Origin of the sequence: Bacillus mexicanus, from assembly GCF_050445615.1 — a bacterium.
Classification (GTDB): Bacteria; Bacillota; Bacilli; order Bacillales; family Bacillaceae; genus Bacillus; species Bacillus mexicanus.
This window is the reverse complement of sequence record NZ_JBCEYV010000007.1, coordinates 18,181-44,050: the sequence shown is the minus strand read 5'-3', so window position 1 is coordinate 44,050 and position 25,870 is coordinate 18,181. Positions and strand designations below refer to the sequence as shown.

Annotated in this window: 25 protein-coding genes and 2 tRNA genes; all 27 read right to left on the bottom strand. The window is 43.2% G+C overall.

Going from position 1 to position 25,870, the window contains the following annotated elements; translation table 11 throughout:
• Positions 1-105: 105 nt before the first annotated feature.
• Complete coding sequence (gene ftsH / locus AAGG74_RS23170) at positions 106-2,019, bottom strand: ATP-dependent zinc metalloprotease FtsH (RefSeq protein WP_162103316.1); 1,914 nt, start codon at positions 2,017-2,019, stop codon at positions 106-108.
• Positions 2,020-2,116: 97 nt separating this feature from the next.
• Positions 2,117-2,659, bottom strand: a complete 543-nt coding sequence (gene hpt, locus AAGG74_RS23165; protein ID WP_429677360.1) for a hypoxanthine phosphoribosyltransferase — start codon at positions 2,657-2,659, stop codon at positions 2,117-2,119.
• A complete protein-coding gene (gene tilS / locus AAGG74_RS23160) occupies positions 2,656-4,074 on the bottom strand; it encodes a tRNA lysidine(34) synthetase TilS (protein WP_429677359.1) in 1,419 nt (472 codons plus the stop codon). The genes hpt and tilS overlap by 4 nt, the downstream gene beginning before the upstream one ends.
• 103 nt (positions 4,075-4,177) lie before the next feature.
• A complete protein-coding gene (locus AAGG74_RS23155; RefSeq protein ID WP_429677358.1) occupies positions 4,178-5,194 on the bottom strand; it encodes a protein kinase domain-containing protein in 1,017 nt (338 codons plus the stop codon).
• Positions 5,160-5,897 (bottom strand): vWA domain-containing protein, encoded by a 738-nt coding sequence (locus tag AAGG74_RS23150; RefSeq protein ID WP_429677357.1) that lies wholly within the window; start codon positions 5,895-5,897, stop codon positions 5,160-5,162. Before AAGG74_RS23150 ends, AAGG74_RS23155 begins: the two co-directional genes overlap by 35 nt.
• 84 nt (positions 5,898-5,981) lie before the next feature.
• Positions 5,982-8,465: a stage II sporulation protein E gene (spoIIE, locus tag AAGG74_RS23145; protein WP_429677356.1), complete on the bottom strand. Its 2,484-nt coding sequence runs from the start codon at positions 8,463-8,465 to the stop codon at positions 5,982-5,984.
• Between the two features lie 199 nt (positions 8,466-8,664).
• Positions 8,665-8,736, bottom strand: a tRNA-Glu gene (locus AAGG74_RS23140).
• Positions 8,737-8,745: 9 nt separating this feature from the next.
• A tRNA-Met gene (locus AAGG74_RS23135) sits at positions 8,746-8,822 on the bottom strand.
• Positions 8,823-8,989: 167 nt separating this feature from the next.
• Entirely contained in the window at positions 8,990-9,376 is a 387-nt protein-coding gene (locus tag AAGG74_RS23130) for a S1 domain-containing RNA-binding protein (protein WP_003218379.1), read from the bottom strand.
• Between the two features lie 80 nt (positions 9,377-9,456).
• On the bottom strand, positions 9,457-9,834 hold the full coding sequence (divIC, locus tag AAGG74_RS23125; protein WP_162103311.1) for a cell division protein DivIC: 378 nt from the start codon (positions 9,832-9,834) through the stop codon (positions 9,457-9,459).
• Between the two features lie 17 nt (positions 9,835-9,851).
• Positions 9,852-10,487, bottom strand: a complete 636-nt coding sequence (gene yabQ, locus AAGG74_RS23120; RefSeq protein WP_162103310.1) for a spore cortex biosynthesis protein YabQ — start codon at positions 10,485-10,487, stop codon at positions 9,852-9,854.
• On the bottom strand, positions 10,484-10,786 hold the full coding sequence (yabP, locus tag AAGG74_RS23115) for a sporulation protein YabP (RefSeq protein WP_162103309.1): 303 nt from the start codon (positions 10,784-10,786) through the stop codon (positions 10,484-10,486). Before yabP ends, yabQ begins: the two co-directional genes overlap by 4 nt.
• Before the next feature lie 78 nt (positions 10,787-10,864).
• On the bottom strand, positions 10,865-11,125 hold the full coding sequence (locus AAGG74_RS23110; protein WP_003218370.1) for an RNA-binding S4 domain-containing protein: 261 nt from the start codon (positions 11,123-11,125) through the stop codon (positions 10,865-10,867).
• A complete protein-coding gene (yabN, locus tag AAGG74_RS23105; RefSeq protein WP_429677355.1) occupies positions 11,122-12,597 on the bottom strand; it encodes a bifunctional methyltransferase/pyrophosphohydrolase YabN in 1,476 nt (491 codons plus the stop codon). Before yabN ends, AAGG74_RS23110 begins: the two co-directional genes overlap by 4 nt.
• On the bottom strand, positions 12,587-14,185 hold the full coding sequence (locus AAGG74_RS23100; protein WP_429677354.1) for a putative polysaccharide biosynthesis protein: 1,599 nt from the start codon (positions 14,183-14,185) through the stop codon (positions 12,587-12,589). The genes yabN and AAGG74_RS23100 overlap by 11 nt, the downstream gene beginning before the upstream one ends.
• Before the next feature lie 181 nt (positions 14,186-14,366).
• Positions 14,367-14,903, bottom strand: a complete 537-nt coding sequence (spoVT, locus tag AAGG74_RS23095; RefSeq protein WP_162103306.1) for a stage V sporulation protein T — start codon at positions 14,901-14,903, stop codon at positions 14,367-14,369.
• A gap of 135 nt (positions 14,904-15,038) precedes the next feature.
• Positions 15,039-18,572 (bottom strand): transcription-repair coupling factor, encoded by a 3,534-nt coding sequence (gene mfd, locus AAGG74_RS23090; protein WP_429677353.1) that lies wholly within the window; start codon positions 18,570-18,572, stop codon positions 15,039-15,041.
• A 70-nt stretch (positions 18,573-18,642) separates the two neighbouring features.
• Positions 18,643-18,873, bottom strand: coding sequence for an anti-sigma-F factor Fin (gene fin / locus AAGG74_RS23085; RefSeq protein ID WP_162103304.1), 231 nt, complete (start codon positions 18,871-18,873; stop codon positions 18,643-18,645).
• Between the two features lie 58 nt (positions 18,874-18,931).
• Positions 18,932-19,498 carry an aminoacyl-tRNA hydrolase gene (gene pth, locus AAGG74_RS23080; protein WP_162103303.1) on the bottom strand — a complete coding sequence of 189 codons (567 nt, stop codon included), beginning with the start codon at positions 19,496-19,498 and terminating at the stop codon, positions 18,932-18,934.
• 122 nt (positions 19,499-19,620) lie between these two features.
• Positions 19,621-20,223, bottom strand: coding sequence for a 50S ribosomal protein L25/general stress protein Ctc (locus AAGG74_RS23075; protein WP_162103302.1), 603 nt, complete (start codon positions 20,221-20,223; stop codon positions 19,621-19,623).
• A gap of 83 nt (positions 20,224-20,306) precedes the next feature.
• Positions 20,307-21,260 carry a ribose-phosphate diphosphokinase gene (locus tag AAGG74_RS23070; RefSeq protein ID WP_162103301.1) on the bottom strand — a complete coding sequence of 318 codons (954 nt, stop codon included), beginning with the start codon at positions 21,258-21,260 and terminating at the stop codon, positions 20,307-20,309.
• Positions 21,261-21,282: 22 nt separating this feature from the next.
• A complete protein-coding gene (glmU, locus tag AAGG74_RS23065) occupies positions 21,283-22,653 on the bottom strand; it encodes a bifunctional UDP-N-acetylglucosamine diphosphorylase/glucosamine-1-phosphate N-acetyltransferase GlmU (protein ID WP_162103300.1) in 1,371 nt (456 codons plus the stop codon).
• A gap of 192 nt (positions 22,654-22,845) precedes the next feature.
• Complete coding sequence (gene spoVG, locus AAGG74_RS23060; RefSeq protein WP_003218346.1) at positions 22,846-23,139, bottom strand: septation regulator SpoVG; 294 nt, start codon at positions 23,137-23,139, stop codon at positions 22,846-22,848.
• Between the two features lie 195 nt (positions 23,140-23,334).
• Positions 23,335-23,712, bottom strand: coding sequence for a 2-iminobutanoate/2-iminopropanoate deaminase (gene ridA / locus AAGG74_RS23055; protein ID WP_429677351.1), 378 nt, complete (start codon positions 23,710-23,712; stop codon positions 23,335-23,337).
• The gene (gene purR / locus AAGG74_RS23050; RefSeq protein WP_429677350.1) at positions 23,709-24,566 is read right to left on the bottom strand and encodes a pur operon repressor; all 858 of its coding nucleotides are present in this window, start codon (positions 24,564-24,566) and stop codon (positions 23,709-23,711) included. Before purR ends, ridA begins: the two co-directional genes overlap by 4 nt.
• Positions 24,567-24,621: 55 nt before the next feature.
• The gene (gene ispE, locus AAGG74_RS23045) at positions 24,622-25,491 is read right to left on the bottom strand and encodes a 4-(cytidine 5'-diphospho)-2-C-methyl-D-erythritol kinase (protein WP_429677349.1); all 870 of its coding nucleotides are present in this window, start codon (positions 25,489-25,491) and stop codon (positions 24,622-24,624) included.
• Positions 25,492-25,633: 142 nt separating this feature from the next.
• Positions 25,634-25,819 (bottom strand): small, acid-soluble spore protein, alpha/beta type, encoded by a 186-nt coding sequence (locus AAGG74_RS23040; protein ID WP_003218333.1) that lies wholly within the window; start codon positions 25,817-25,819, stop codon positions 25,634-25,636.
• Positions 25,820-25,870: the final 51 nt, after the last annotated feature.

Below are 25,870 nucleotides of genomic sequence, written 5' to 3'. Positions count from 1 at the left end.
ACAAATCGATACCAGAATTGGATGATTGTAAAAGGCGCAGCCAACCGCATAATTCGCATAAAAAAACTGCCAGCGTCAGCCGGCAGTTTTTACAAGGAAAACAGATTACTCTTTTGTATCTTCTTTCTTTTCTTCTGTTTTTGTCAGAATGTTTACTTTTACCTCATCGTTCTTTTCATCATCAGAGAAATTGCGTTCAGGCAATGCTCCATGATCGACAAGGTGTTTGATTTGTTCAGCGTCAAGCGTTTCAACTTTTAGTAGCGTTTGAGCAATCAATTCAAGCTTATCACGATTTTCAGTCAGAATTTGTTTCGCACGCACATAACATTCTTTAATGATACGCTGAATTTCCTGATCAATTTCGTAAGCGATTTGATCACTGTAATTTTGCTCGTTGTTGAAATCACGGCCTAAGAATACCTGACCGCCCTGAGACTGTCCAAATTGAAGAGGTCCCAGTTTTTCTGACATACCGAATTCTGTAACCATTCGTCTAGCAATATTCGTCGCACGCTGGAAGTCATTGTGCGCTCCTGTGCTGACTTCACCAAAGATAATTTCTTCAGCGACACGTCCGCCCAAGAGACCGACAATTTTATCAAGCAGCTCCGGCTTTGTCTGGAAGTAACGATCTTCTCTTGGAAGCATAACCGCATAACCGCCAGCTTGACCCCGAGGAACAATCGTCACTTTATGAACCATATCAGCCTCATCTAAAACGAGTCCGATCACGGTGTGTCCGCCTTCGTGATAAGCCACGATATTGCGTTCTTTCTTGGAGATGACACGGCTCTTCTTAGCAGGTCCGGCAATGACACGGTCCGTCGCTTCGTCAATATCACGCGCATCGATTTTTTTCTTGTTTTGACGAGCCGCCACAAGTGCAGCTTCATTCAATAGATTTTCTAAATCTGCGCCTGAGAAACCTGGTGTTCTCATAGCAATTGATTTCAAGTTAACCGTTTCATCCAGCGGTTTATTTCTCGCATGGACTTTCAATACAGCTTCACGGCCAATAACATCTGGTCGATCTACTGTAATCTGACGGTCAAAACGTCCCGGACGGAGTAAGGCTGGGTCCAAGATGTCCGCACGGTTCGTCGCGGCAATGATGATGATTCCTTCATTGGCGCTGAATCCGTCCATCTCAACAAGCAATTGGTTAAGCGTTTGTTCACGTTCATCGTGTCCTCCGCCAAGGCCCGCGCCACGTTGGCGTCCGACCGCGTCAATTTCATCGATGAAAATCAAACAAGGCGCATTCTTCTTCGCATTTTCAAACAAATCACGCACACGGGAAGCACCGACACCTACAAACATTTCAACGAAATCAGATCCGCTGATGCTGAAGAAAGGTACGCCAGCTTCACCCGCACAAGCTTTTGCAAGCAATGTTTTACCGGTACCCGGAGGTCCGACTAAAAGTACACCTTTTGGAATTCTCGCACCAAGCTCAGCAAACTTGCGAGGGTCTTTTAGAAAATCAACAACTTCAACGAGCTCTTGTTTTTCTTCGTCAGCCCCTGCAACGTCTTTAAATTTGACGCGTTTCTTTTCCTCTGTATACAGCTTCGCCTTGCTCTTACCAAAGTTCATGACACGGCTGCCGCCGCCTTGAGCCTGATTAAGCAGGAAGAAAAACAGAATGAAGATAATGACAAACGGGATAATGGTCGTCAGGAATGTCACCCATCCGCTTGTTTCTTGAGCGGGCTCAACCTTTACGTCTGTCTTTTTCAAAGCATCAAAAATCTGGTCTGACCCCTTTCCTTCAGGAACATGAGTCAAAAAGTATTGATCTTTGTCGTATTTTTTCAGCTGTCCTTTTACCTCATAAACACCTCTGACAGGCTGAACCGATACGCTATCAACTTTCCCGTCATCCAGGTTTTTGATAAACGTACTGTACGACATATTTTCTGTTTTCGGATTTGAGGTCTGGAAGTAGCTCACAACCCCGATTACTACTAATAAAATAAGTAAATAAAAAATGGTATTACGGAAGACCCGATTCATTCCTTACCTCCTCCCACAGTAAGCACAACTATGTTCAATAGTACCATAGAAAATCATTCCAATACAAACAATAACCATCTCGGAAGCAGGCTGCCGATCAGCTTTCATAAACTACCGGTTTTAACACTCCGATGTAAGGCAGATTGCGATAGCGCTCAGCATAATCAAGTCCGTAACCCACTACAAACGCGTCGGGAACTTCAAAACCTACAAAGTCTGCTTTGATGTCCGCTTTTCTTCCGCTCGGTTTATCCAAAAGGGTAACAATCTTAATTGATTTTGCTTTACGGTATCGGAAGAGCTCTACTAGATAACTTAAGGTTAACCCACTGTCGATAATATCTTCAATAATTAAGATGTCCCGGCCCTCTACAGATGTATCCAAATCTTTAATGATTTTTACTTCTCCAGAAGAAACCGTAGAATTTCCATAGCTTGATACATCCATGAAATCCATTTCCAAATATGTATCAATATGCTTGATAAGATCCGCCATAAAAGGAAGCGCTCCTTTTAACACACCGATTGCCAACGGAAATGTATCTTGATACTCGCTCGTTAACTCTGTGCCTAACTCTTTTACTTTCTCCTGTATCTCTTCCTCTGAGATCAGTACTTTTTCGATATCATGTTTCATCATGATTTTGCTTGCCCCCTACACTTTTCATGCTGTCTATATTGTAATACAATGCGGTCGCTGTTTGGAATCACAAGATCTTCAAAAATTGATTTTTTCAAGCCCGGTATCCAGATAATTTCACCGCTTGCATCCGTTACAATCGGCCAGTTGTCTCTTTCTCGGAGAGGCACTTTCTTATCAATAAATATATCCTTTACCTTTTTTGAGCCGTTCATCCCTTTTAGTTTGATCCGGTCTCCAGCTTTTCTCATCCGGATCGTTAAGGGAAATCGCACCTTTTTTTCACTTGTAATAAAAACAGCATTCCCATGTTCTTCAGGCGGATCCGCATAACGCTTAGCCTCTATAAGAAATCCATTGGGGAGCACTGCCGTTTCATCAGCAGCTCCGCTTAATTGGTATTCAAAGGGAACATTTTCACACTGCCATTGTTCAAATGTAAACAAACATGTCTGATATGATTTGACCACCTTCAGTCCTTTCGGAAAGTCTAATACTCCTGAAGGACCGCCTTTTTCCGCCCAATCGAGAAACTGCTGAATGTGATGAGCCGAAAAGGATGATGGAATGTTTTCATAAAGATAGTTTAATATTAGTTGAACTCCTCTTCTTTGTAAAGGCATCGGGAGGGCAAGCAATTGAGAGGAATTGATTTCAACTGATGTATTAGACTGGCTTGTGATTACTTTATTCATTTCATCTTTCGTTAATGACTGTAAGAATTGCTCATCTTCCGTCAGTGCTTCACTCACTTTTTGAAACCTTTTATGCACATCCGGCGATTCCTGTTTTAAAAACGGGAGCACGGTTTTTCTGAATCTGTTTCTTGTGTAGTCATCTTTGGCGTTGCTTTCATCTGTCCGGTAGCTCAAGCCGTTAACACGGCAGTAGTGAAGGATTTCTTCTTTTGTAATGGTTAAGAACGGCCTCATGATCTGCCCCGGCCCAAAACGTCTGACAGGCTGCATTCCCGCAAGCCCTGCTCCAAGCGTGCCCTTAGCCACTCTCATAAGCATCGTTTCAACCTGGTCATCACCATGATGCGCAAGCGCCAAATAGTCGGCTTGATGCATCAACATGATGTCCTCAAAAAACTGATAGCGGCAATCACGTGCCGCTGCCTGCTTATTGAGGCCTTTTTCCCGCGCGTATTCGGTTACATTGATTTGAGCCGTTTCGCACGTGAGCTGTTCAGCCTTACAATAAGCTTGGACGAAACGCATGTCTTCCTCGGATTCTGCGCCCCTGAACCGGTGGTCGACATGAGCCGCAATGATATTTGCTGAATCGCCGCATAACGTATGCAGTACGTGAAGAAGAGCCATTGAGTCCGGACCGCCGGAAACGCCTACAATAATTGTCGCCCCTTTTAACGTAAGATTGTGTTTGTTTAAAAAATCTTTGACACTTTTCACAATGTCCTCCTCACAATGAGCAGGTTTTTTAAAGATATTCATATCCTATCACTTTCAATCCTTCCAAGCAAAGAAGAAGCATAGGTCTTGCAGATTGCGCGATTCAGATTAAGAAAAAGATAATATAGGCAAAATAAAGCGCCAAAACGCTGATTACGATAAGTGTTGTTTCAAATACCCCCCCCGATTTAGCCTGCTTCTGTTTAGGGGTGTACCGCGTCTTCGCTGCTTTCCCTTGGCGCGGCTTTTGCGGCCTGTGTCTGGTGGCGGGCTGTGGGGCTGCTTTCACACCTTGTTTTCTCTGTGCTGGCATTTGTCCCGCGTCAAGCATATCCTTCTTCATTTCATCCGCGGATTGATAATCTCCCTTCAGTGCTGAAAAAAGCACTTTTTTATACTTTTTCAGAAGCGGATGTCCTTCGATTAGGGAGCTAAGTTGTTCCTTAGGCTGGTTTGTTTTCTTGAATTCTTTTTTATGCACACTGTTAATCATAATCATAGCAACTGCAAACAGATCGTAGGAAGGCGCTGCTTTTCTTGTTCCATACCCCCAATAGCCTCTGTCGTAAAACTCGGTATACTCTTTTATCGCTCGGCCTTCCTTTGTCGTCCCGCCTACATCAACACAGCGAATTCTTGCGGGCGGCCCGGTTACGATCAGATTGTCAGGTTTAAGATCACCAAATATCCATCCTTGCTGGTGAAGCACCGATAAGCTGGACAACAGCTGAACCATCAATACCGGTATCCATTCTGCTCCTTTCTCATTCACATAATCCAAAAGCAGCGGTCCTTTTATGTATTCCATTGCATAAAATGAAACTTTTATATTGGCACTCGGGATATAAGCATCATCCGTATCAAAAAAAGAAGGCCCCATCGTGACAGACTGGGCCTTCGAGAAAGATTTCAAGACATTCACTTCAGACGTAATAGACAAGCTGTCATCACTCACCTTTAAGGCAACATGTCCATCTGACGCTTCTGCCAAATACACAATTCCATTGGCCCCTTTTCCAAGCTGTTTACGCAATGTATATGTGTTACCGTTCCATTTGCCTTTGAGTGTCACACCCGGCTTGAGGCTATATGCCAAACTCGTCAAAGCGTCGTTCATCATCTGCCAGCATGCTCCTTCTTGAGCGAATTTTTTCAAATTGCATTGTCGCTTCACGTATCGCCGGACCTGTTGGCGTGATGCCGCCTGTCGAAAGCTTTGCAAAGAGTGTGGAAAGAGATTGCAGCTTCGGTGTCCAGTTCAGCACAAGTTCAACTTCTTGTTTTTTCCCGGGAAATATACACATCGCAAATTCGTTATTCCCGATTCGGGAATTGAGACTGACAGACAAATCAATCAGTGCCTCTTTTACTGTAGGAAGCTTAGGCGCCATACTTGCACTTGTATCAACAAGAACTAAAACCTGAAGATGCACCGTTTCTCCAAGCTCATCTACCACTTCCATGACTTCACCGCGTTTTTCTGGCGAAAGCTCTTCCATTTCCATATTCTTTCCAAGAATTTGTTTCAGTTCTTGATTGACTACACCTTGCAAGGTTTGCGTCATCGCTTTTTTTGTTACCATTTGAACGGTTTGCGAGAGCTGAGATGCATACACGACCTGATGCACGCCGCCTCCTGCCAGGGCAATCCCTTCGACTTCCTTGATTGCTTCAGAGTCAATTTGGTTTTCTTCCATTATCCCTATAACATTTACCGTAATCCCCTGCTCTTTAGCAAAAGCAGCCATTGCAAGAGGGTCTTCCCCATGGTTCGAGCAGCCATCCGTTATCAGTAAAATTTGATTTAAATGTCCGTTATTCACATTCATTCCTCCTGGAGAATACGAGGATTCTCAGATTCATATATTCCCATCTTCGCCAGAAGGAATTTGATTTATACGAATGCGTTATGAAATTTCTTGTTTGTTTTGAAAGATGGCTGGAACAGGAATGGATGCCCACTTTGGTGTATTATGGTCAATCCGGACTGCAACCACTGTCATATCATCCTCAATTTGGCCTGATCTTGTACGAATGACTTCCTCCATGAGCAAATCAGCAATCTCCTGCGGGTCATTTGTTTTTAACCCTTTCATTTTGCGTTTCATCCATAAATCATGATTTTCTACATGCTTAGGACCCTCAAAAATGCCGTCACTCATCATAATCAAAAGATCGCCCGCTTTCAGCTGCTCGCTCACAACCTCCACATCAAACTCATTAATAATACCGATCGGCAGATTGCTCGCCTGAACTTTCATTATCTGATCGCCCCGCTTGATAAAGCTTGGCGTCGATCCGACCTTCAAAAATTTACAGCTGGCATCTTGAAGATCGATAATAGATAGGTCAAGTGTGGAATATATCTCGTCAGTTGTCCTCAAGGACAGTATGCTGTTGATCGTTTTAATAGCTATTTTTTCATCAATGCCGGATTCAAGGATTTTTTCAAGAAGCTTGATCGTTTCATTGCTTTCAAAATGCGCTCTTGCGCCATTACCCATTCCGTCACTGATTGCCGCTGCATATTTTCTGGCTCCTAGCTCCATCATGCTGTAGCTGTCGCCGGAGACAAGGCCGCCGCCCTTCGCAGCGTGGGCCGCACCTGTAGATACCCTGTATGATTTTGTTGATCCAAAAGCGACATGACTGTATCCATTCGGATGCGGAGAGTGCTGTTCGGCTTTCACAAGAATTTGCTCCTCCAAAATATCAGAAAGCATAGGCGCGATGATTTTTTCACTTTCTCCATGTCCGCTAAATGGTATGGTCATTTCGATATCGATATTTCCTTGTTCGAGACTATAGATCTCCACGTGCTGAATCTCGATTCCAAAATGCTGAAGCGCCTCTATGATTTGTTCTTCTTGAAGAAAGTGCTGTTCACGCTCTCTTTTTATTTCCCGAGAAAAGTCTGCCATGACCTCAGAAACACCTAAAAGCTGTTCAGCTACCAGACGCCTGCTGTCCTGCACTTTTTTCTTAAGCGTCAAATGGGCATGGTGATGCGCGAGTTCATCCTCAATCAGCTCTTCAACCTGCTTTGATTTAGAGCAATGCTGATGAAACTCTTTTTTCAGCCTTCGGTTTGATGCATATCCTTTTTCTTCTGTTTCAAGCATAACTTGTTTCATTAAGTCATATGTTTTATCAAAGTTCTGTACCCAGCACTTGTTTTTCTTGTAGCACGTCTGACAGGAGTGCTCCGTGATCTTGCTTAAAAACAAATCAACTTCACCATCACCTGTCTGTTCGTCTGATGCTTGATAAAAGGTTGCAAAGCTTTCAGACAACGCGTGGAATACATTGGAGAACTGATCTACCTTTTGAGCAGTAACGTCTCTGATTTTTCTAGCATATTGCTGCTGCTCTTGAAGATGTTCCACAGTTCCCGGGATATATCTCGCCACTTTTTTTGTGATTGATTGAGGTGTAAGCAAAAACAGGCCGACTGCGATTAATGACTCATAAAGTGTGGTCATCAAACCGGCAGAGCCTTCACCATATAAGGAAATAAGAAGTGATCCAACGATCAGCCCGATTGCCGCGCCCGCTTTTTTCCCTTCCTTCAGCAATCCGCCTAATAAACCGGAGAAAGCAAGGAGGCTCATTTGATAGAGGTTTCCGATATTTGCCAAACCAAGAATTAGACCAGTCACGACACCAACCGTACAGCCAATGCTCGCTCCGCCAATAAAGGAAAAACTCAATACAACATAACGCGCCAGTATGTGTTCTGCCTGCATTCCTTGGTAGGACAAGCCGGCAAGCCCTGTCAAAACGGAAGCAATAAGGATCATAAAGCAAATGATTTCTTCTATTTTTAATGACTGTTTTACCTTTTTGACAGTGAAAATCGGAAGACTCTGAAGAAAAATAAGCGTTAAAATAAAGGATAATCCAGCTTCAACGACAGCCATCACATAGTCATATGTAGTAAACGCGCCATTTTGAGCGTAAACAAACCCAGCTCTTGCTGATGTCATGGAGAAGAATACGACAATCGGAAGTGCCTTCACGCGATCGTCGGTGATGAAGGCGGCTACTTTGGAAAATATGAAGAATGCCAACAATGCCGCTAATATGAGCAATGAGTGTTTAGGAGAAATAGTAAGTGCACCTGTAAGCACAGCCAGCACTGCATAAAGCGCCTTATCTCTTCTGATTAGAAGCATCGCGCCAAAGAAAGGCAGCGCAAAAGGAAGCACCTCGGATAGTATGAATGCCCGTCCAAGCAAAAAACCGATGACAACATAAATGAACCCTTTATAGAAAAACAGCGAATGCGAATATTGAGTCACCAGCTTCGCGCTCCTGTTGAAAAACGATTGGAGTTTTTCCAAAGCTTGTCCCGCCATTGGCCCGTTCACTCTTCTTTCTGCTTTTTCCATTCCTCTCATCTCCTACCTGTTATATTCGTTGCCTGTCATTATAGCGAAAGTACAGATAGGATTTTGTCAAAAGAAGGTAACAATACTAAAGAAATCTTCGACGGTTTCTGCCTAGATATTCATTTATCAAAAGAATTTCTGGAATACTGTCTAAAAATGAAAAAATCGGTTTCTGCAAGAGAAACCGATTTTTTCTAGATGACCCGTACGGGATTCGAACCCGTGTTACCGCCGTGAAAGGGCGGTGTCTTAACCGCTTGACCAACGGGCCAAACAAATATGGTAGCGGCGGAGGGGATCGAACCCCCGACCTCACGGGTATGAACCGTACGCTCTAGCCAGCTGAGCTACACCGCCATAATGTTTGGTGCTTTTAAGCACAAGATATATAATACAAAGGTTTGTCCCTTTCGTCAACAGAAACTTTAATGTTATAATATTCTGATTTTTTCTTAGGTGAGGATAATAAAAAAAGCACCCGTCGGGATGAGCGGATGCTTCATTTATTTATAGAAAGCAGCAAGTTATCCTCTTCTTGCTCCGCGCCCTCCACGTTTTGATTCCGTATTGCGTTTTAAAGATGACAAGCGATCTTCGCTGTCTTTTAAAAACTTATTCATTTTCTGTTCAAAAGATTCTTTCGGACGGAAATCATTTCTAGGTCTGGCTTGCGGACGGTCTTTAGCTTTTTTAATTGATAAACCAATTTTCCCGTCTTTTTCAACGTTGATGACTTTCACTTCAACTTGGTCGCCGACTTTTAAGTGATCATTAATGTCTTTGACATAGTTATCAGCTACCTCACTGATGTGAACGAGACCGGTTGAGCCTCCAGGCAATTCAACAAATGCTCCAAAATTTGTAATACCTGTAATTTTCCCTTGCAACTTGCTGCCAACTTCAATCGACATAAAAAAAGTGCTCCTCCTTAGGCTTATAAAAAGATCGTTTGCTTAATTATACCTAAATAAAAATTTAAGTGTCAACAAGGCTACTTGCTCTTCTTCTCCACATTGAAGATAATTTCCCCATCTCCAGACATGAATAAGTCTCTTCTGGCAAGCTCTGTGACGTAATCTTCATCTTTCAATTTGGATATTTCTTCTTTTAAATCTATTTGTTTTGTCTTTACATTTTTCAGCTCTTTTTCAAGCTTTTCTTTCTTTTCTTCTTTTGCGCTAAGGGAAGATGTTTGGGACCATACAGAGCTTGCGAGCACAATTGCCGTCAGGAATACTAGAGCGCCGAATACGGTCAACCGTCTGTACAGCCCTTTTCGTCTTCTTTTCTTCAGCTGATTCTGCCGCTCTACTTGTTCTTTATAGTCGTTTTGTATTTCAGTTATCGTTCGTTCTCTGGAAAAATTCAAACTAGACGGTCCTCCTTTCATCTCTTCAAAAAACGTGTAATGGTCGTTCTTATGGTTACCAATACTTTCTTCTTCTTTTTGAGAAATCCTGCACCTTTTTCAAAATAACGTCTGAATATTAGACGCAATCTCACAGGAAGAAGTTTCAGACACTGTTTTACGATAAACAGAATTGGAAAACACAGAATCTTGGCTATTTTATATAGACACAACAGGAGAAAAACGATTAGGCGGTTTGTTTTCTTTAATACAAATAACGTCAGCCACATGATCACTCCGCATGTCCACACAATAGGACGAAATAACACGTGCTGAATGAGTTTTTTAAAGAATTGATAAACAGAAACAGCAAGGTAAATGACGAATTTAAGTATTTTTATATAGATTCGTTTGCAAAGACTCTGATACGTCGCAACGCCAAGCAGAACTGCCAAAAAGATATACAGCCTAAATTCTCCCTCATTTACATGAAGCAAGACATAAAAGAAAAGCAGCCCCTGCACAATCCAGAAAAGAATATCATGAATGAATAATAGCCATCTGGCTGTCTTGGCACGAATGACAAAGAGCCGGTATGTATCCAGCGATGCCCCAAGCCAGAGGCCCATACCGGACATCGCCAGCATTGTATAGAATTGTGTCGTCAGCGTCATTTAAACAACTTGCTAAAAAACCCTTTAGCTTTATCCCCTTGTTGTTCGTCTAAGTACACTAAATCAAATACCCTGCCTTTAATAGAAACATGCCCTTTTTCAACATCTAGATTTTTCATCTGAAGATTTTGGCCTCTGACTGAGAGCATTCCCATCACCGTTTCGAGCAGGAACTCTTCATTATCAAAGCTCTCCACATGCTTCACTCCAGAAATATCTAAATGCTTCCGGCCTTTCATTGTCACATCATGCTGTTCCGGAACAGACGAAGAACCTTTTTGATCATAGTTTGAATTCATCTATTCAGCCCCCATATCCTCGATACTTTTAGCATTATTACTGCATTGTATGAGGCGGGGGATTTTTTTAGAACAAGCCTATTCGCCGAGTTTCTCTTCTTTTAGGATTGTATACATATTTGCTGCTTCTTCTTTTTTTGTCGTGTCTTTCAACTCATTTACTTGAACCGTTACAAGCTTTTGGCCGAAACGGACCGTTAATTCATCACCCGGTTTTACGTCAGAGCTTGCTTTTGCCTGGTTACCGTTAATAGCGATGCGTCCCTGATCAGCTACTTCTTTTGCTAGTGTACGTCTCTTAATCAGCCGTGATACTTTCAAAAATTTATCTAATCTCATATTGATGATCTCCTCTCAGTTTCTTTTGCTTCATTCCACAGGTTGTCCATGTCCTCAAGAGACATATCAGCCAGCTCGATTCCCTTTTCCTTCGCTGTTTCCTCAATGTATGAGAAGCGCCTCCGGAATTTGTCATTGGTCATGGTCAGCGCTTCCTCAGGTTCTATTTTATAGAAGCGGGCCACATTAACCAACGCGAACAAAATGTCGCCAAACTCAGCCTTGAGATTGTGTCCATGAGGATCTTCAGAAATCTCAGATGAAAACTCCTTCATTTCCTCGCTTACCTTTTCCCAAATATCGCTGACGTCTTCCCAATCAAAACCAACCTTTGCGGCTTTTTTCTGCAGTTTAGCAGCTTTTGAAAGAGCTGGGAGGGTTTTCGGCACGCTGTCTAACAAGGATGCTTCGGATGTGTTTTTTTCGGTCTTTTTTATATCTTCCCAATTCGTCAAAACATCGTTTTCATCCTGAACCTTAACATCTTTAAACACATGGGGATGTCTTCGGACCATTTTTTCACTGATTCCTTTTATGACATCATCGATTGTGAAATAACCTTCATCTTCACCGATTTGCGCGTGAAGCAAGACCTGAAGCAAAACGTCACCAAGCTCTTCGATCACATGATCTGTGTCTTCTTCGTCAATTGCTTCGAGAAGTTCGTAACATTCTTCAATCATGTATTGTTTTAATGATTGATGTGTCTGCTTTTTATCCCACGGACATCCATTAGGTCCGCGAAGCTCTCTAATGATGCTTCGGAACGCGGAAAATTCGTGATAAAGCAGCTTCTCTTCTTTAATCGGCGGAATATACACACTTGTTAAGTTATTCAAGGCGACATTGCGGTCCAGCTCAAATAAAGGCACTGTCCGGATGTCCTCGTCACGGCTTCCGGCCGCAGTTACAATCACAACTTCATACTCATCAGGCAGCTTCTCCATCAACGTCAGCTTGACTTCAGAGGCGGTCATTTGGTCGTAAACCTGACAAATGATCAGATGATGTCTGAGCTCAAGCTCATCCACGGTCAAAGTGCCGGCATCCACAAATTGAAAACCTTCTATCGGATCGATTTGCAAGGCATTAAATGTGGCATCAAGAAAGCTTTGGCCTCCCACAACTTTTACGTGAATGTTTTTCTCTTTCTGCCGCTCCGTCAGCAGCTGTATTGTTTTTTCCGCGACAAAAGGGTGTCCCGGCACAGCATAAACCACGTCCTCATGCTGCGCCTCTTCAAAGAGAATCTCAGCAATTTCTTCATATACGGCGTCAAACTGGTCATGCTTTTCATATATATCGTCAAAGAAACGGATAGCCTTCGTCTCTTTCTCAAGCTCTTGAATTAAAGGATGATCCTTTGTTCTGACGTACAACATATCTGCTTTTGTCAGCAGCTTGTGTATACCGATTGTCAACTGGTCCATGTCTCCGGCACCAAGTCCCACGACTGTAATATTACCCGCCATTTTTTTCTCCCCTTCTCATGATTTTGCTTAATTTGCTGCCAAATGGCACACTGTCCAGCTCCTCGTCTGTAAATATCTCCAATTTTATCACACAATAAATAAACACAGCACCGCCAATGGCGACTGCGGAAAGACTTTCAATCGCAGCCGCTCCTCTTCCTGTTTCAGGAAACAAGAAAGTCCAGAGACGCATATACGCAAACAAGACAGCTGACATCAAAAGAGAAGATCCAATAGTTGGAGCCAAAATGACACTCAGCTTATCGAGCCAATTCTTTTTCCAAAGCCGATAAAAGTTAAGCCCGGCGACAGCCGCAAAAGAAGCAGCTGTTGCAAACGATGCACCTTCAATTCCATAGCGCGGAACCAAAAGAGTATTTAACACCCATTTCATCACAACACCGGCGCCTACCGCTATCGCAGGAAAAATGGTGTATCCCGCGCCCTGCAAAACTGCAGCTGCTGTAACTGCCAAGGATACAAACAAAATGGAGCAGCTGAATACTTGTAAAGCAGCTGTCCCTTCGCCATTTTGGAACAGCATGATATTGACCGGCTCAAGAATGCAAATCAATCCAGCCGACGCCCCCGCCCCTAATACAAGGCATAGTTTTAAAGAAGATGTGACTTTTTCTTTCATGATCTTCAGCTCATTATTTTTTACGGCCTTAGAAATATACGGAACGAGTGACGTCGCAATGCTTACCGCGAAAACTGAACCGAGCTGCAGCAAGGGCTGTCCTCGATCATAAACCCCCTTTAGGCGTTTCGCTTCTTCGCTTGCCTCACCGTCTGAAAGCAAAGCATATAAATTCAAAGCATCAACAAGCTGCATAAACAAAAGCAGCAAACTGCTTACACAAATGGTAACCGAATAGAGAAGCAGTTTTTTCATCAATTCTTTTATTGTAATGACATTTTCATTTTTCCAGTCTGTTTGATTGCCTCTTTTCACTTTGAACCAAAAAAACCCGAGTATCATCAACGCAGCGAAGCCCCCGGCAAGAGACCCAGAAGCGGCTGCAGCACCTGCAGTATAAAGTGAGGCTCCCTTTTTGACGAGCCAAAGCGATAAGCCCAAGAGGACTGCAACACGCAGAAGCTGCTCTGTCATCTGTGATAAGGCTGACGGGAGCATATTTTGCCGCCCTTGAAAACCGCCTCTAAGCAACGCGACAAACGGGAACAGCAGAAATGCAAACGCAGTCACTTGAATTAACACAGAGAGGTGAGAATCCCCCATAAAAAGTGCGATTGGAGCAGCACCCACGTATAAAGAAAGAAATAAAAAAACACCGATCAAAGATAAGAACAACGCTGATATTTTTAATATGGTATGATGGCTTTTTTCACTATAATCATTCATCAGTTTTGAAATAATGACCGGAAATCCCGATGTGGACAGCATGACGGCAATACCTAGAAAGGGATACACCTGCTGATATATATAAAATCCAACATCGCCAACAATGTTTTGAAACGGGACCCTGTAAACGGCGCTTAATATTTTAGAGATGATGCCTGCCAGGATTAAAACAAAAGCCCCCTGCCAAGCCCAATGCCGTTTAACGCCTATTGAATCATCCATCCAAGAGCTCCTTCCGAACGCTAGAGGCAATACAGTTCGTATTACCGCGGCACAAATAAAAACGAGGTTATTATACCACATCCCAGCCCTTGGATTCCTTTTTGGGCATGCATGAAAAAAGAACAGCATCCCAAGGAGAGCTGTTCTTTTTCGCACCTATTTTCAATAAAAGAAATAAGACCTATTGTTCCATTTGACGAGCCAAAAATCCAGCTGCTGTCTCAACGGCTTTATGCTCTACTTCGCCCATTGTCTGATCCTTAGAAAAAATCACCACAGCGCCTATCGGATCGCCATTCGCCACAATCGGCCCTACAGTATAAGAATTCATGTCCTCATCTATGCCATTCACAAGCTGTACTGATTTCACATCACTCTCAAGCGCGGAGCTGCGTTGATCCATTGTTTTTTCAAGCATTTCGCTGATTGGCTTGTTTAAGTAGTCTTTTTTCGAACTGCCAGATACGGCGATATATACATCACGATCACAAATCAGAACGGAATGACCGAGACTGTCGTAAAGCGCGTCTGCATACTCCTTTGCAAAGTCTCCAAGCTCACTGATCGGAGAGTACTTTTTCAAAATCACTTCTCCGTCACGATCCACAAAAATCTCAAGCGGATCGCCTTCCCTGATTCTAAGAGTTCTGCGAATTTCTTTAGGAATTACGACCCGACCTAAGTCATCAATACGACGTACGATACCGGTTGCTTTCATCTCTGGTGCCTCTCTTTCATTTGATGGTATATACATGTAGGAAAGACCTAAAGCAGTTACTTTATGTACCTTCCGCCTCGCTTGAAATTAGTATCCGTCACATCAAATGTAATATACACCAGAGAGTAACAAAAATTAGGTTGATGAAATGGTTTGCTTTTTCACATCTTTTAAGCCCTTCAGCATGCCCAGCACGGTGTCGAGCCATTCATCAGCACTGCGGCCTTTCGTCTGTATGGAAATTTTGAGCTTTTTCCCTTCCATTCCCAGTCCGATTTGTCTGCCGTATTTATTGCCAAGCTCAAATAGCTTTTGGCCGTCAATTTCTGCACTTGCTTCTTCAGAAATTGTTAACCTGACCGCATCTTTATCCTGTTTAACCAGTTCAACACGCTCATGTTTCGCATAAACTTTCATTTCAGCAACAATAAATAAGTACTCAACTTCTTTTGGATAGTTTCCAAATCGGTCAATCATTTCGTCTTGAAGTTCATTCTTTTCTTCGATTGTAGCCACAGACCTGAAGCGTTTATACATATCAATTTTCTGTTTGCCGTCTTGAATATAGGTTTCAGGAATATACGCATCAAGCTCGACATCAATTTCTGTTTCAAACTGGACTGTCGTCGCTGTATCTCCTTTACGCTCTTCAATGGCCTCCTTCAGCATTTGTGAATAGAGGTCAAACCCGACCGAATCGATGAAGCCGTGTTGCTGGGCGCCAAGAAGATTCCCAGCCCCGCGAATCGTTAAGTCGCGCATTGCGATTTTAAACCCGGAACCAAGCTCTGTGAACTCTTTAATAGCCTGCAGCCTTTTTTCAGCCACTTCTGTCAGCACTTTATCCCGGCGATACGAAAAGTACGCATACGCCACACGGTTAGAACGGCCGACACGCCCCCGCAGCTGGTAAAGCTGTGATAGACCCATCTTGTCGGCGTCAAATACAATCAGCGTATTGACGTTCGGAATGTCTACGCCTGTTTCAATAATGGTTGTACTGACGAGAACGTCTGATTCTCCTTCAAGGAAATTCAGCATGACGGATTCTAATTCATTTTCTGTCATTTTCCCGTGCGCATACGCTACCTTCGCGTCAGGGACAAGCATTGAGATCTCATCCGCTTTTCTCTCGATATCCTCTACCCGGTTGTACAAGAAATAGACCTGTCCTCCGCGTGCAAGCTCACGTTCAATCGCCTCCCTGACAAGGGCGCCGTTGTATTCCACCACATACGTCTGTACGGGGAAGCGATTTTCCGGCGGAGTCTCGATAACTGAAAGATCCCTTACGCCAAGCATGGACATGTGCAGCGTACGCGGAATAGGTGTTGCTGTTAATGTTAATACATCAACATTGGCTTTGATTTGCTTGATCTTTTCTTTATGAGTGACACCAAAACGCTGCTCTTCATCAATGATAAGAAGTCCTAAGTCTTTATATACGACATCTTTTGATAGCAGCCTGTGCGTTCCGATGACGATATCAACAGTGCCGTTTTTCAACCCTTTGATCGTTTCGTTCGCTTCTTTTCTCGTTCTGAATCTGCTAAGAAGTCCGATATTAATCGGATAGTCTTGAAAGCGTTCGGTAATGGTTTCATAGTGCTGCTGTGCCAAAATAGTTGTCGGTACGAGCAGCGCTACCTGCTTTCCGTCACCGATCGCCTTAAATGCGGCACGTATGGCAACCTCTGTTTTCCCATAGCCTACATCTCCGCACAGTAAGCGGTCCATCGGTCGTTCTCTTTCCATGTCCTTTTTGATTTCGTGAATGGAACGGAGCTGATCCTCAGTCTCTTGATACGGGAACGCCGACTCGAATTCACGCTGCATCTCATGATCAGGAGAAAACGCATAGCCCTTGCTTGCTTCCCTTTCGGCATACAGCTTAATCAAATCATCAGCAATATCCTGAACGGATGTTTCTACTTTTTTCTTGACCCGCTTCCATTCACTTCCGCCTAATTTATACAGCTTCGGCTCTTTTCCTTCGGAGCCAACATATTTTTGCACCTGATCAATTTGTTCTACAGGGACGTACAGCTTGTCGCTTCCCTGATAATGAATATTTAAATAGTCTTTATGGATTCCATTGATTTCAAGAGTTTCGATCCCTAAGTACTTCCCGATCCCGTGATTAATATGAACGACATAATCACCGATTTGAAGCTCGGAATAGCTCTTAATACGCTCTGCATTCGTAAGCTTCTGTTTTCGAGGCTTCTTTTTCACACGATTTTTGAACAACTCTTCTTCCGTAATAACGGCGATCTTCATTAACGGAAGCTCGAATCCCGATTGAAGTTCACCTTCCATGATGTAGACCTGTCCTTGCACAAGCGCTTTTTTGCTGTCTGTCATGGCGGCTTCAATTTCATAATCAGCCAGAACTGAAGACAGTCTCTGCGTGCGTTCCTTATTTGCTCCTAAGAATACAACGGTGAAGTTGGATTTTTTAAAACGCTCTATTTCACCTGCAAGTACATTCATTTGGCCATGGAAACTTTGCATTTGTCTGCTTGATACATTAACGATATTTTGCGGGCTCGTATGGTGTACATGCCGCAAAAATAAAGAATAGTACAGCAGAGGACGTTTTTGTTCAACCACTATTTTTTGGAAGCTGAATGACAAACTGATGTCATGCAAAATCTTCCCTTCCTCAAGAAGGTTTGTTATGAACTCCGCTTCTTCTTTTTGAAGCTGTTCTTCCATCTCATGAATTCGGCTCACTTCGTCCAAAATCAGAAGTGTATCCTCAGGTGTATAATCTAGTAAACTAGCAGGTTTTTCATAGAAATAGGAGAGGTACTTCACCAGCTCCTGATCTGTTTGACCTTCAGACAAGCGTTCTTTATCGTGAGAAATATTCGCATGCAGAATTTCTTTTTGGTTATCAGCCTTTAATTTCTTCAGGCTTGCGGCAAGACCTTTGTCGATTTTCTCCATCGCCCGCGCTTTTTCTTCAGGTCTGATAATTAATTCTTTTGCAGGACCGATATTAATCGATGTAAGTGTCTCAATTGACCGCTGATCATCTGAGTTAAAGCTGCGGATTGAATCCACTTCAGTATCAAAAAGCTCAATTCTCACCGGATGCTCTGAAGTCAGCGGATAAACGTCAATGATTCCTCCGCGAATGCTGAATTCCCCGGGTGATGAAACCATATCAGTCCGCTCATAGCCTACCTCTACCAGCCGTGATGCAAGCTGGTCAGGTTCGATGTCATGACCTACTTGAATGGACATTTGGCTGTTTTTCCAGATCGCTACAGGCGGCAGCATTCTTCTGATTGCCGCTACAGGAGCAACAACAATTGGTGCTTCTCCATTCGTTAATCTATTAATGACATCTAATCGCTGCGCCCTCAACTCCGGGCTTGCGACTGCAATTTCTGATGAAATGAGTTCATTGACGGGGTACAAAAGGACAGACCGATCCTCAAGAAGTGAAGTCAGGTCATCCGTTACTTTTTGGGCTTGATATAAGTTATGGGTGATGAGAAAGATTGGCTTATTCGTTTCATTAGCCAGGGCAGAAGTAAAAACAGAACGTGCAGAACCCGACAGACCCGCAAGCAGCTGTTCCTTCAGTCCCTCGTGTAAACCATTGATGATGGATTTAAAGTCATCACTTTCTTTTATAAAGGTTTGAATGTTGTCCATACGGCCCCCTCCTCTCTGTTTCCTGTAAGAACAGAAAAACGCTTTGGTCTAGTCTCTACACCAAAGCTTTTTATTGAATAAATGTGTGATGTTCGTGGTAATGCGGATTTCGGTCAAGCGCCTCTTGGCAATCTTCACATATCGTCGAAACATGGACATCTCCATTTTCTTTATAAGAAATCATATCGTTTCTTTCCTCGTTTGTTAAGTGCTGAAATCCAAGTGAACCAGTCGATACCGCAGAAGATTCGAGACTGCCTACTTTCACTCCGCAATGACGACAATAATAATGTAAAGCCATACAAGGGACCTCCTGATGAAAAAGTCTTTTGGTGTAGTATGGACTTTGTTGATTCATTTTATACCTTCGCGTTAAATTCGTTCATGACTTCTAAAAACGGCTTGCTCAGAGAAGCTTCACAAGCTTTCACAGATTTATCGATCGCTCCGCTAATGTCTGGCGCTTCCTCCTTGGTGAATGAACCCAGTACATAATCAACGACCTTCATGCCGTTTACAGGCCGGCCGATTCCGATGCGGATGCGGTCAAACTCGGATGTTCCAAGATGCTGAATCAGCGATTTAATGCCATTATGCCCTCCAGCGCTTCCTTTCGTTCTTAAACGGATCTTGCCAGTCGGAAGATCAAGATCGTCGTAAATGACGGTTAAATCTTCGTTATCGATATCATAATAGTCCATTAAAGGCCGCAAACATTCTCCTGATAAATTCATATATGTAAGCGGTTTAACTAGTAGAACCTTTTTGCCGGAAACAAATCCGGTTCCGTATAATCCGTTAAATTTATTTTGGTTCAGCTCAATATTCCATTCCTTTGCAAGCTGATCTATCACCATAAACCCGACATTATGCCGTGTATTTTCATAGTTCTTCCCCGGGTTTCCGAGACCGGCGATCACAAGCATGGCGAATCCTCCCTTAGTTACAATAACTCCCGCCTGCGTATGCGGGCTATAATTCTTCTCATTCTAGCACAAAAGACGTAACCGCGGGAGGGTTACGTCTTAAGCTATTATCGTTCTTTGTTTTAACCTTCAGGCTGAGCATCGGCAGATTCTTCTTCATCCACCTCAGCTTCTTTCTGCTGCTGCGGAGGAAGGATAGAAGCTACGACCTCATCTGACTCATGATTAAAGGAGTAGTCACCGCCAGCAGGCAAATCCGCAATCGTCAGCACTTCATTTACATCAAGGTTTGATATATCTGCCTCAATCGTTTGCGGAATGGCTTTTGGCTTAGCCTTTACAGTAAGTTCATACAGCGGCTGCTGCAATACGCCTCCGTTTTTCACTCCTATGGCTTCTCCGGTCAGATGAATCGGAACTTCCGCTTCAATGTCTTCGCTCATATTGACTACTTGAAAGTCAGCATGAGTGATTTCATTTTTCAGCGGATCCGTTTGCAGGTCCGTTACCATGACAGAATGCTGCTCCCCGCCAATATCAAGCGTGAGGACTGTATTTTTCCCTTCGTCTCTCAGCGTTTTGATCAGCTCCACACTGTCTAATGATACAGGTTTATTTTCCGTGTCTTTCCCATAAATGATACCTGGAACATGTCCTGAAGTACGGATATTCCGAAGAGACGAACGAGTAAAGTCCGTTCTTTCTTTTGCCGTTAAAGTTGCCATATTCAGCACCATCCTATTATCGTTTTATCGTCCTATTACAAACAATACCCATAACGATAAGGATTTAAACCTCAAAAATCGATTTAGCTGAACAAATAGCTGACTGATTGCTGCTCATGAACGCGAATAATCGCTTCAGCCAAAAGCGGTCCGACAGAAAGCTGCTTGAACCGATCAATTTTCTTTTCTTCAGGAAGCTTGATGCTGTTTGTCACAACAAGCTCTTTAATTTTAGAATTATTAATACGATCAACTGCTGGCCCTGAAAGCACAGGATGTGTACAGCATGCATATACTTCTTTCGCTCCATTTTCAACTAGCGCATTAGCAGCAAGAGTAATGGTGCCTGCAGTATCGATAATGTCATCGATAAGGATAGCGGTCTTCCCTTCAATATTACCTACAATATTCATGACTTCCGCCACGTTTGGACGCGGACGGCGTTTGTCGATAATGGCAATCGGTGCTTTTAGTCGGTCAGCCAATTTGCGGGCGCGTGTTACACCGCCGTGGTCTGGCGAAACAATGACGATATCTTCAAGGTTTTTGCCTTCAAAATATTCTCCTAAAATCGGAACACCCATTAAATGGTCAATCGGTATATCAAAGAATCCTTGAATTTGAGGCGCATGCAGATCAAGCGCAATCACACGAGTTGCACCGGCTGTTTCAAGCAGGTTAGCGAAGAGCTTTGCTGTAATCGGCTCACGGGATCTTGCTTTTCTGTCTTGTCGCGCATAACCGTAATAAGGAATCACAATGTTAATCGTTTTTGCAGAAGCGCGTTTTAACGCATCTACCATAATCAGCAGCTCCATAATATGCTCGTTAACAGGATCACTTGTAGACTGGATGATATAACAGTCACATCCGCGAATACTTTCTTCGATATTAATTTGGACTTCCCCGTCACTAAACCTTGTGACTGAACATTTCCCTAATTGAACTCCAACGATATCTGCGATTTCTTTTGCAAGCTCTGGATTCGAATTCAAAGAAAAAATCTTTAAATTCTTATCTCCGTATTGATTAGACATGGATAAACCTCCGAATTTAGGATTATTTTTTATGAATGTTTTTCACATAATCGTCTTTATTTACTTGTCTCGCTCTGGCAATAGCAAGCGCTTTTCCAGGTACATCTTCTGTAACAGTTGAACCTGCAGCTACATAAGCGCCTTCTCCGACTGTGACAGGCGCAACCAAGTTGGAATTGCAGCCGATAAACGCACCGTCTTCAATTTTCGTCAAATATTTATTCTTTCCATCATAATTGACAGTTATTGAACCGCAGCCCAGGTTTACATCTGTACCTACCTCAGCATCACCGACATAGCTTAAATGAGAAGCCTTGCTTCGGTCTCCGAATTGAGTCTTTTTGATTTCAACAAAATTTCCGATCTTCACTTCATTCCCGATGACAGAATCAGGTCTGATGTGAGCAAAAGGTCCTATGTTTACATCATTCCCCACTTCACTGTGATTGACTACCGATTGTTTAATAACCGTACGGCTGCCAATGGAACTATTCATAATCTCTGTATGAGGGCCGATAATCGTATCTTCTCCGATTTGCACCTCACCTTTCAACACAGTTCCAGGATAAATCACAGTATCGCTTCCGATAACAGCGTCAGGAGAAATATATGTGTTCATCGGATCAATCAGCGTTACGCCATTTTGCATATGCCGTTTATTAATACGCTCCTTCATAAATCGTTCTGCCTGAGAAAGAGCAACTCTATCATTAACTCCGAGCGTTTCTTGGAAATTACCAGTCTGGTAAGCGGCAACAGTTTCGCCTTCGTTTTTAAGTATTTCTATGACATCCGGCAAATAATACTCGCCCTGCACATTATCATTGGACACCTGATCAATAGCCCGGAACAGCGCTTCGTTGTCAAAACAATACGTGCCGGTATTAATTTCAGTTACAAGACGTTCTTCTTCCGAGGCGTCCTTATGCTCAACGATTTTTTGAACCGCTCCGTTACCGCCGCGAATAATACGGCCGTATCCGGTTGGATCTTCTGCAACCGCAGTTAAAATCGTAGCTTTCGCTTCTCTCTGTGTATGTTCTTTCAGCATCTGTTCCATTGTCTCTGCTGTTAAAAGCGGCGTATCTCCGCAAATGACGATTGTGACACCTTTTTCGTCAGCAAGAAATGGCTGTGCTTGTTTTACAGCATGAGCAGTGCCAAGCTGTTCAGCTTGAAGCGCGTACTCACTTTTATCACCAAGTTGCTTTTTCACTTCTTCCGCACCATGTCCGACAATCGTGACAAGCTTTGATAAAGTTAACTTTAAGGCTTCGTCTACGACGTGCTCTACCATAGGCTTACCGCAAACTGGATGAAGGACTTTATAAAGCTTTGATTTCATTCTCGTTCCTTGTCCAGCTGCTAAAACAACTGCAAACCGCTTATCCATTTATTGGCCTCCAATATCCCTTTTATCCATAGAAAAATATATCCTAAATATCTTCTGATTTCAAGGAGACTTGATCAAGTGCAAGAATTTTCTATTGAGTGCAATTAAGTTTGAAAAATCAGAATTAAAAAAGGACTGCCGGCAAAAGGCTTGTGTCAGCCCTTCCAGCAGTCCTTGCTATTTGGTTATTTTTTAAGAAGCCCCAGCTTCTTCAAATTCTAATGCTTCAGTGTCACCCAAACGATGATACTCATTTAACACGGCATCTTGAATCTTTCCTCGTGTGCTTGAATTAATCGGATGAGCAATATCGCGGAACTCTCCATCAGGGGTGCGCTTACTCGGCATCGCAACGAAAAGACCATTGTTTCCATCAATCACACGAATATCATGAACAACAAATTCGTGATCCAGCGTGATGGATGCAATCGCTCTCATGCGACCATCGGTATTCACGCGGCGTAATCTTACGTCAGTAACTTCCACAGTAGTTCACCACCTTTTCCCTATATAAAAGCATTAGTGTATCAATTCCACGATTTTCTCTGGAATCCTGCTCGTTTTCAAAATATTTTTTGAAAAAATAGGATATAGTTACACAATTAGGTCATAATGCTTTTGTTTCAGGCATAAGGTAAATAAAAAAGTGATTCCGGTTTCTCCCAGAATCACTTTTTCTTATTATTTTACTAATGCAATTACTTCGATCTCGACTAGCGCATCCTTCGGGAGTCTCGCGACTTCCACACAAGATCTCGCTGGTTTATGAGTGTCGAAATATTGTCCGTACACTTCATTCACTTCCGCAAACTGCTCCATATCCGCGATAAATACAGTTGCTTTTACAACTGTTTCAAAAGAAGCACCCGCTTCTTCCAGCACCGCTTTTAAGTTGCTGAATACTTGATGAGTCTGCTCCTTGATATCACCTTTCACCATTTCGCCTGAAGGAGTCAAAGGAATTTGGCCTGAGCTGTAAAACATATTATTTACGATAATCCCTTGTGAATAAGGTCCAATTGCCGCTGGCGCATGTTTTGTGTGAACTGCTTTTGTCACGATTCCATCTCTCCATTCTTTAAAAGATCGTCTTTAAAAAAACGCAGAAAATTGCCATTCTGAATTTCAATGGACTTCTCTTTCATGTTGATGGTTGAAAGAGTAAGCAGGGACATATATTCATCAACAAGACGTTCATTTACTCCTTCGGCTTCAACCAAGACGCCGATTCCCGCCACATTTGCGTTAAACTCATCCAACAGGTTAATCATACCATTAATTGTGCCGCCCGCTTTCATAAAATCATCAATAATGAGTACATTTGAACCCGTTTTCATGCTTCTTTTCGCAAGTGACATCGTTTGAATGCGGTTTGAGGAGCCTGAGACGTAATTAATACTGACTGTAGAGCCTTCTGTCACCTTGTTATCTTTTCGAACGATGACGACAGGAACATCCAGATAGCTCGCAGCTGCGTACGCCAGAGGAATTCCTTTCGTAGCAACGGTCATGACAACATCAATTTCGCGCTCTGCAAACACAGAAGCAAACAGCTTCCCTACCTTGGAGAGTACAGATGGCATTCCTAAGATATCCGTTAAGTATACATAACCGCCCGGAAGGATACGCTCAGGATTTGCCAGCGACTGCCCAAGTGTCTGCACAAACTCTTCAGCTTCAGCCTGCTTCATTTTCGGAATATATTTGACGCCTCCTGCAGCTCCGGGAACAGTTAGCAATGTGCCAATCCCCTGCTGCTCAAAGGTTTGTTTAATAATTGTTAAATCTTCACTGATCGATGATTTTGCAGATTCATACCGCTCAGAAAAAAAGGTTAGCGGTATCAACTCGTGCGGATGGGTTAACAAGTAATTTGTTAAGTCCACCAATCTGCCGCTGCGACGAAACTTCATGAACTTACCCCCAAAATCCGAATATTTTAAGATCAATATAACTTAACATACGGATTTAATCAAGGATGTTCTGTTCGCCGATCATTCTCACTGCATAAACCTGATCACAGAAGCCTCTCAACCCGTTATAAATTCTCTGCACCTTCGACTCATACTGAACCAAGCCAAACACGGTCGGGCCGCTCCCGCTCATTAACACGGCATCTGCGCCAAAGCGTTTCATCTGGTTTTTGATCATTGCGACTTCAGGATGCATATCAAGCGTTACAGATTCAAGCACATTGCCTAAGCGGCTGCACATCTTTTGAAAACTCTTTTCTTCTATAGCTTCAATCATGCCATGAACGTCAGGATGCTCTACATCATTCACCTTCAGCTGTCTATACACTTCTGCAGTTGAAACGCCGATTGTCGGCTTTGCTAAAATGACCCAGCAATGCGGAGGCGTGCTAATGTGTTTAATTTTCTCGCCGCGTCCTGTTGCTAATGCAGTTCCGCCATAGACACAAAATGAAACGTCAGAGCCAATTTCTGCTCCAAGCTCAGCAAGCGTTTCTGCAGAAAGATTTAAATCCCACAGTCTGTTCAGCCCTCTAAGAGTCGCCGCCGCATCACTGCTTCCGCCAGCGAGACCGGCAGCCACCGGAATCACCTTCGTAATCATGATGGAAACTCCCTTTTTCACATTGTATCTGTCTTTGATCAGCTTAGCCGCCTGATAAGCTAAGTTTCTTTGGTCATCAGGCACAAAACGATTGTGGGAGGAAACCCTCACTTCATCCTTTGCCAGTTCCGTCAGCTCAATCCGATCCGCTAAATCAATCGTCGTCATGATCATTTCGACTTCATGATAGCCATCTGGGCGTTTTCGGGTGACGTCAAGTGACAGATTGATCTTTGCTGGCGCTTTTTCTAAAATACGCATAGCTTCACCTACTTCTCCATCTAAACATAAGTATGAACATTGTATCACATTTGAAGTACAGGATGAACATATCCATATTGCAGCCCATTATGTATTTATATCCAACACAAAAACCGGGGAACGGCATGTCCCCCGGGTCACATTATCGGTTATTTTGATTCTGAGCCATCTGCTGTTCGGCGATTTCAATGGCGCGCTTCACCATGTTACCGGCATCGCGAGCCCGAATTTCACCCCAGCCGCCATTTTTGACCGTGTCATAAAAACCAAGGTCTTTAGCGAGCTCATATTTAAACTCATCTGACATAACTCCACGACGTCTGCCCAAACGAAACAACCCCTTTTTAGAAGTGATAGCCATTCGTGCACGTCACGATAA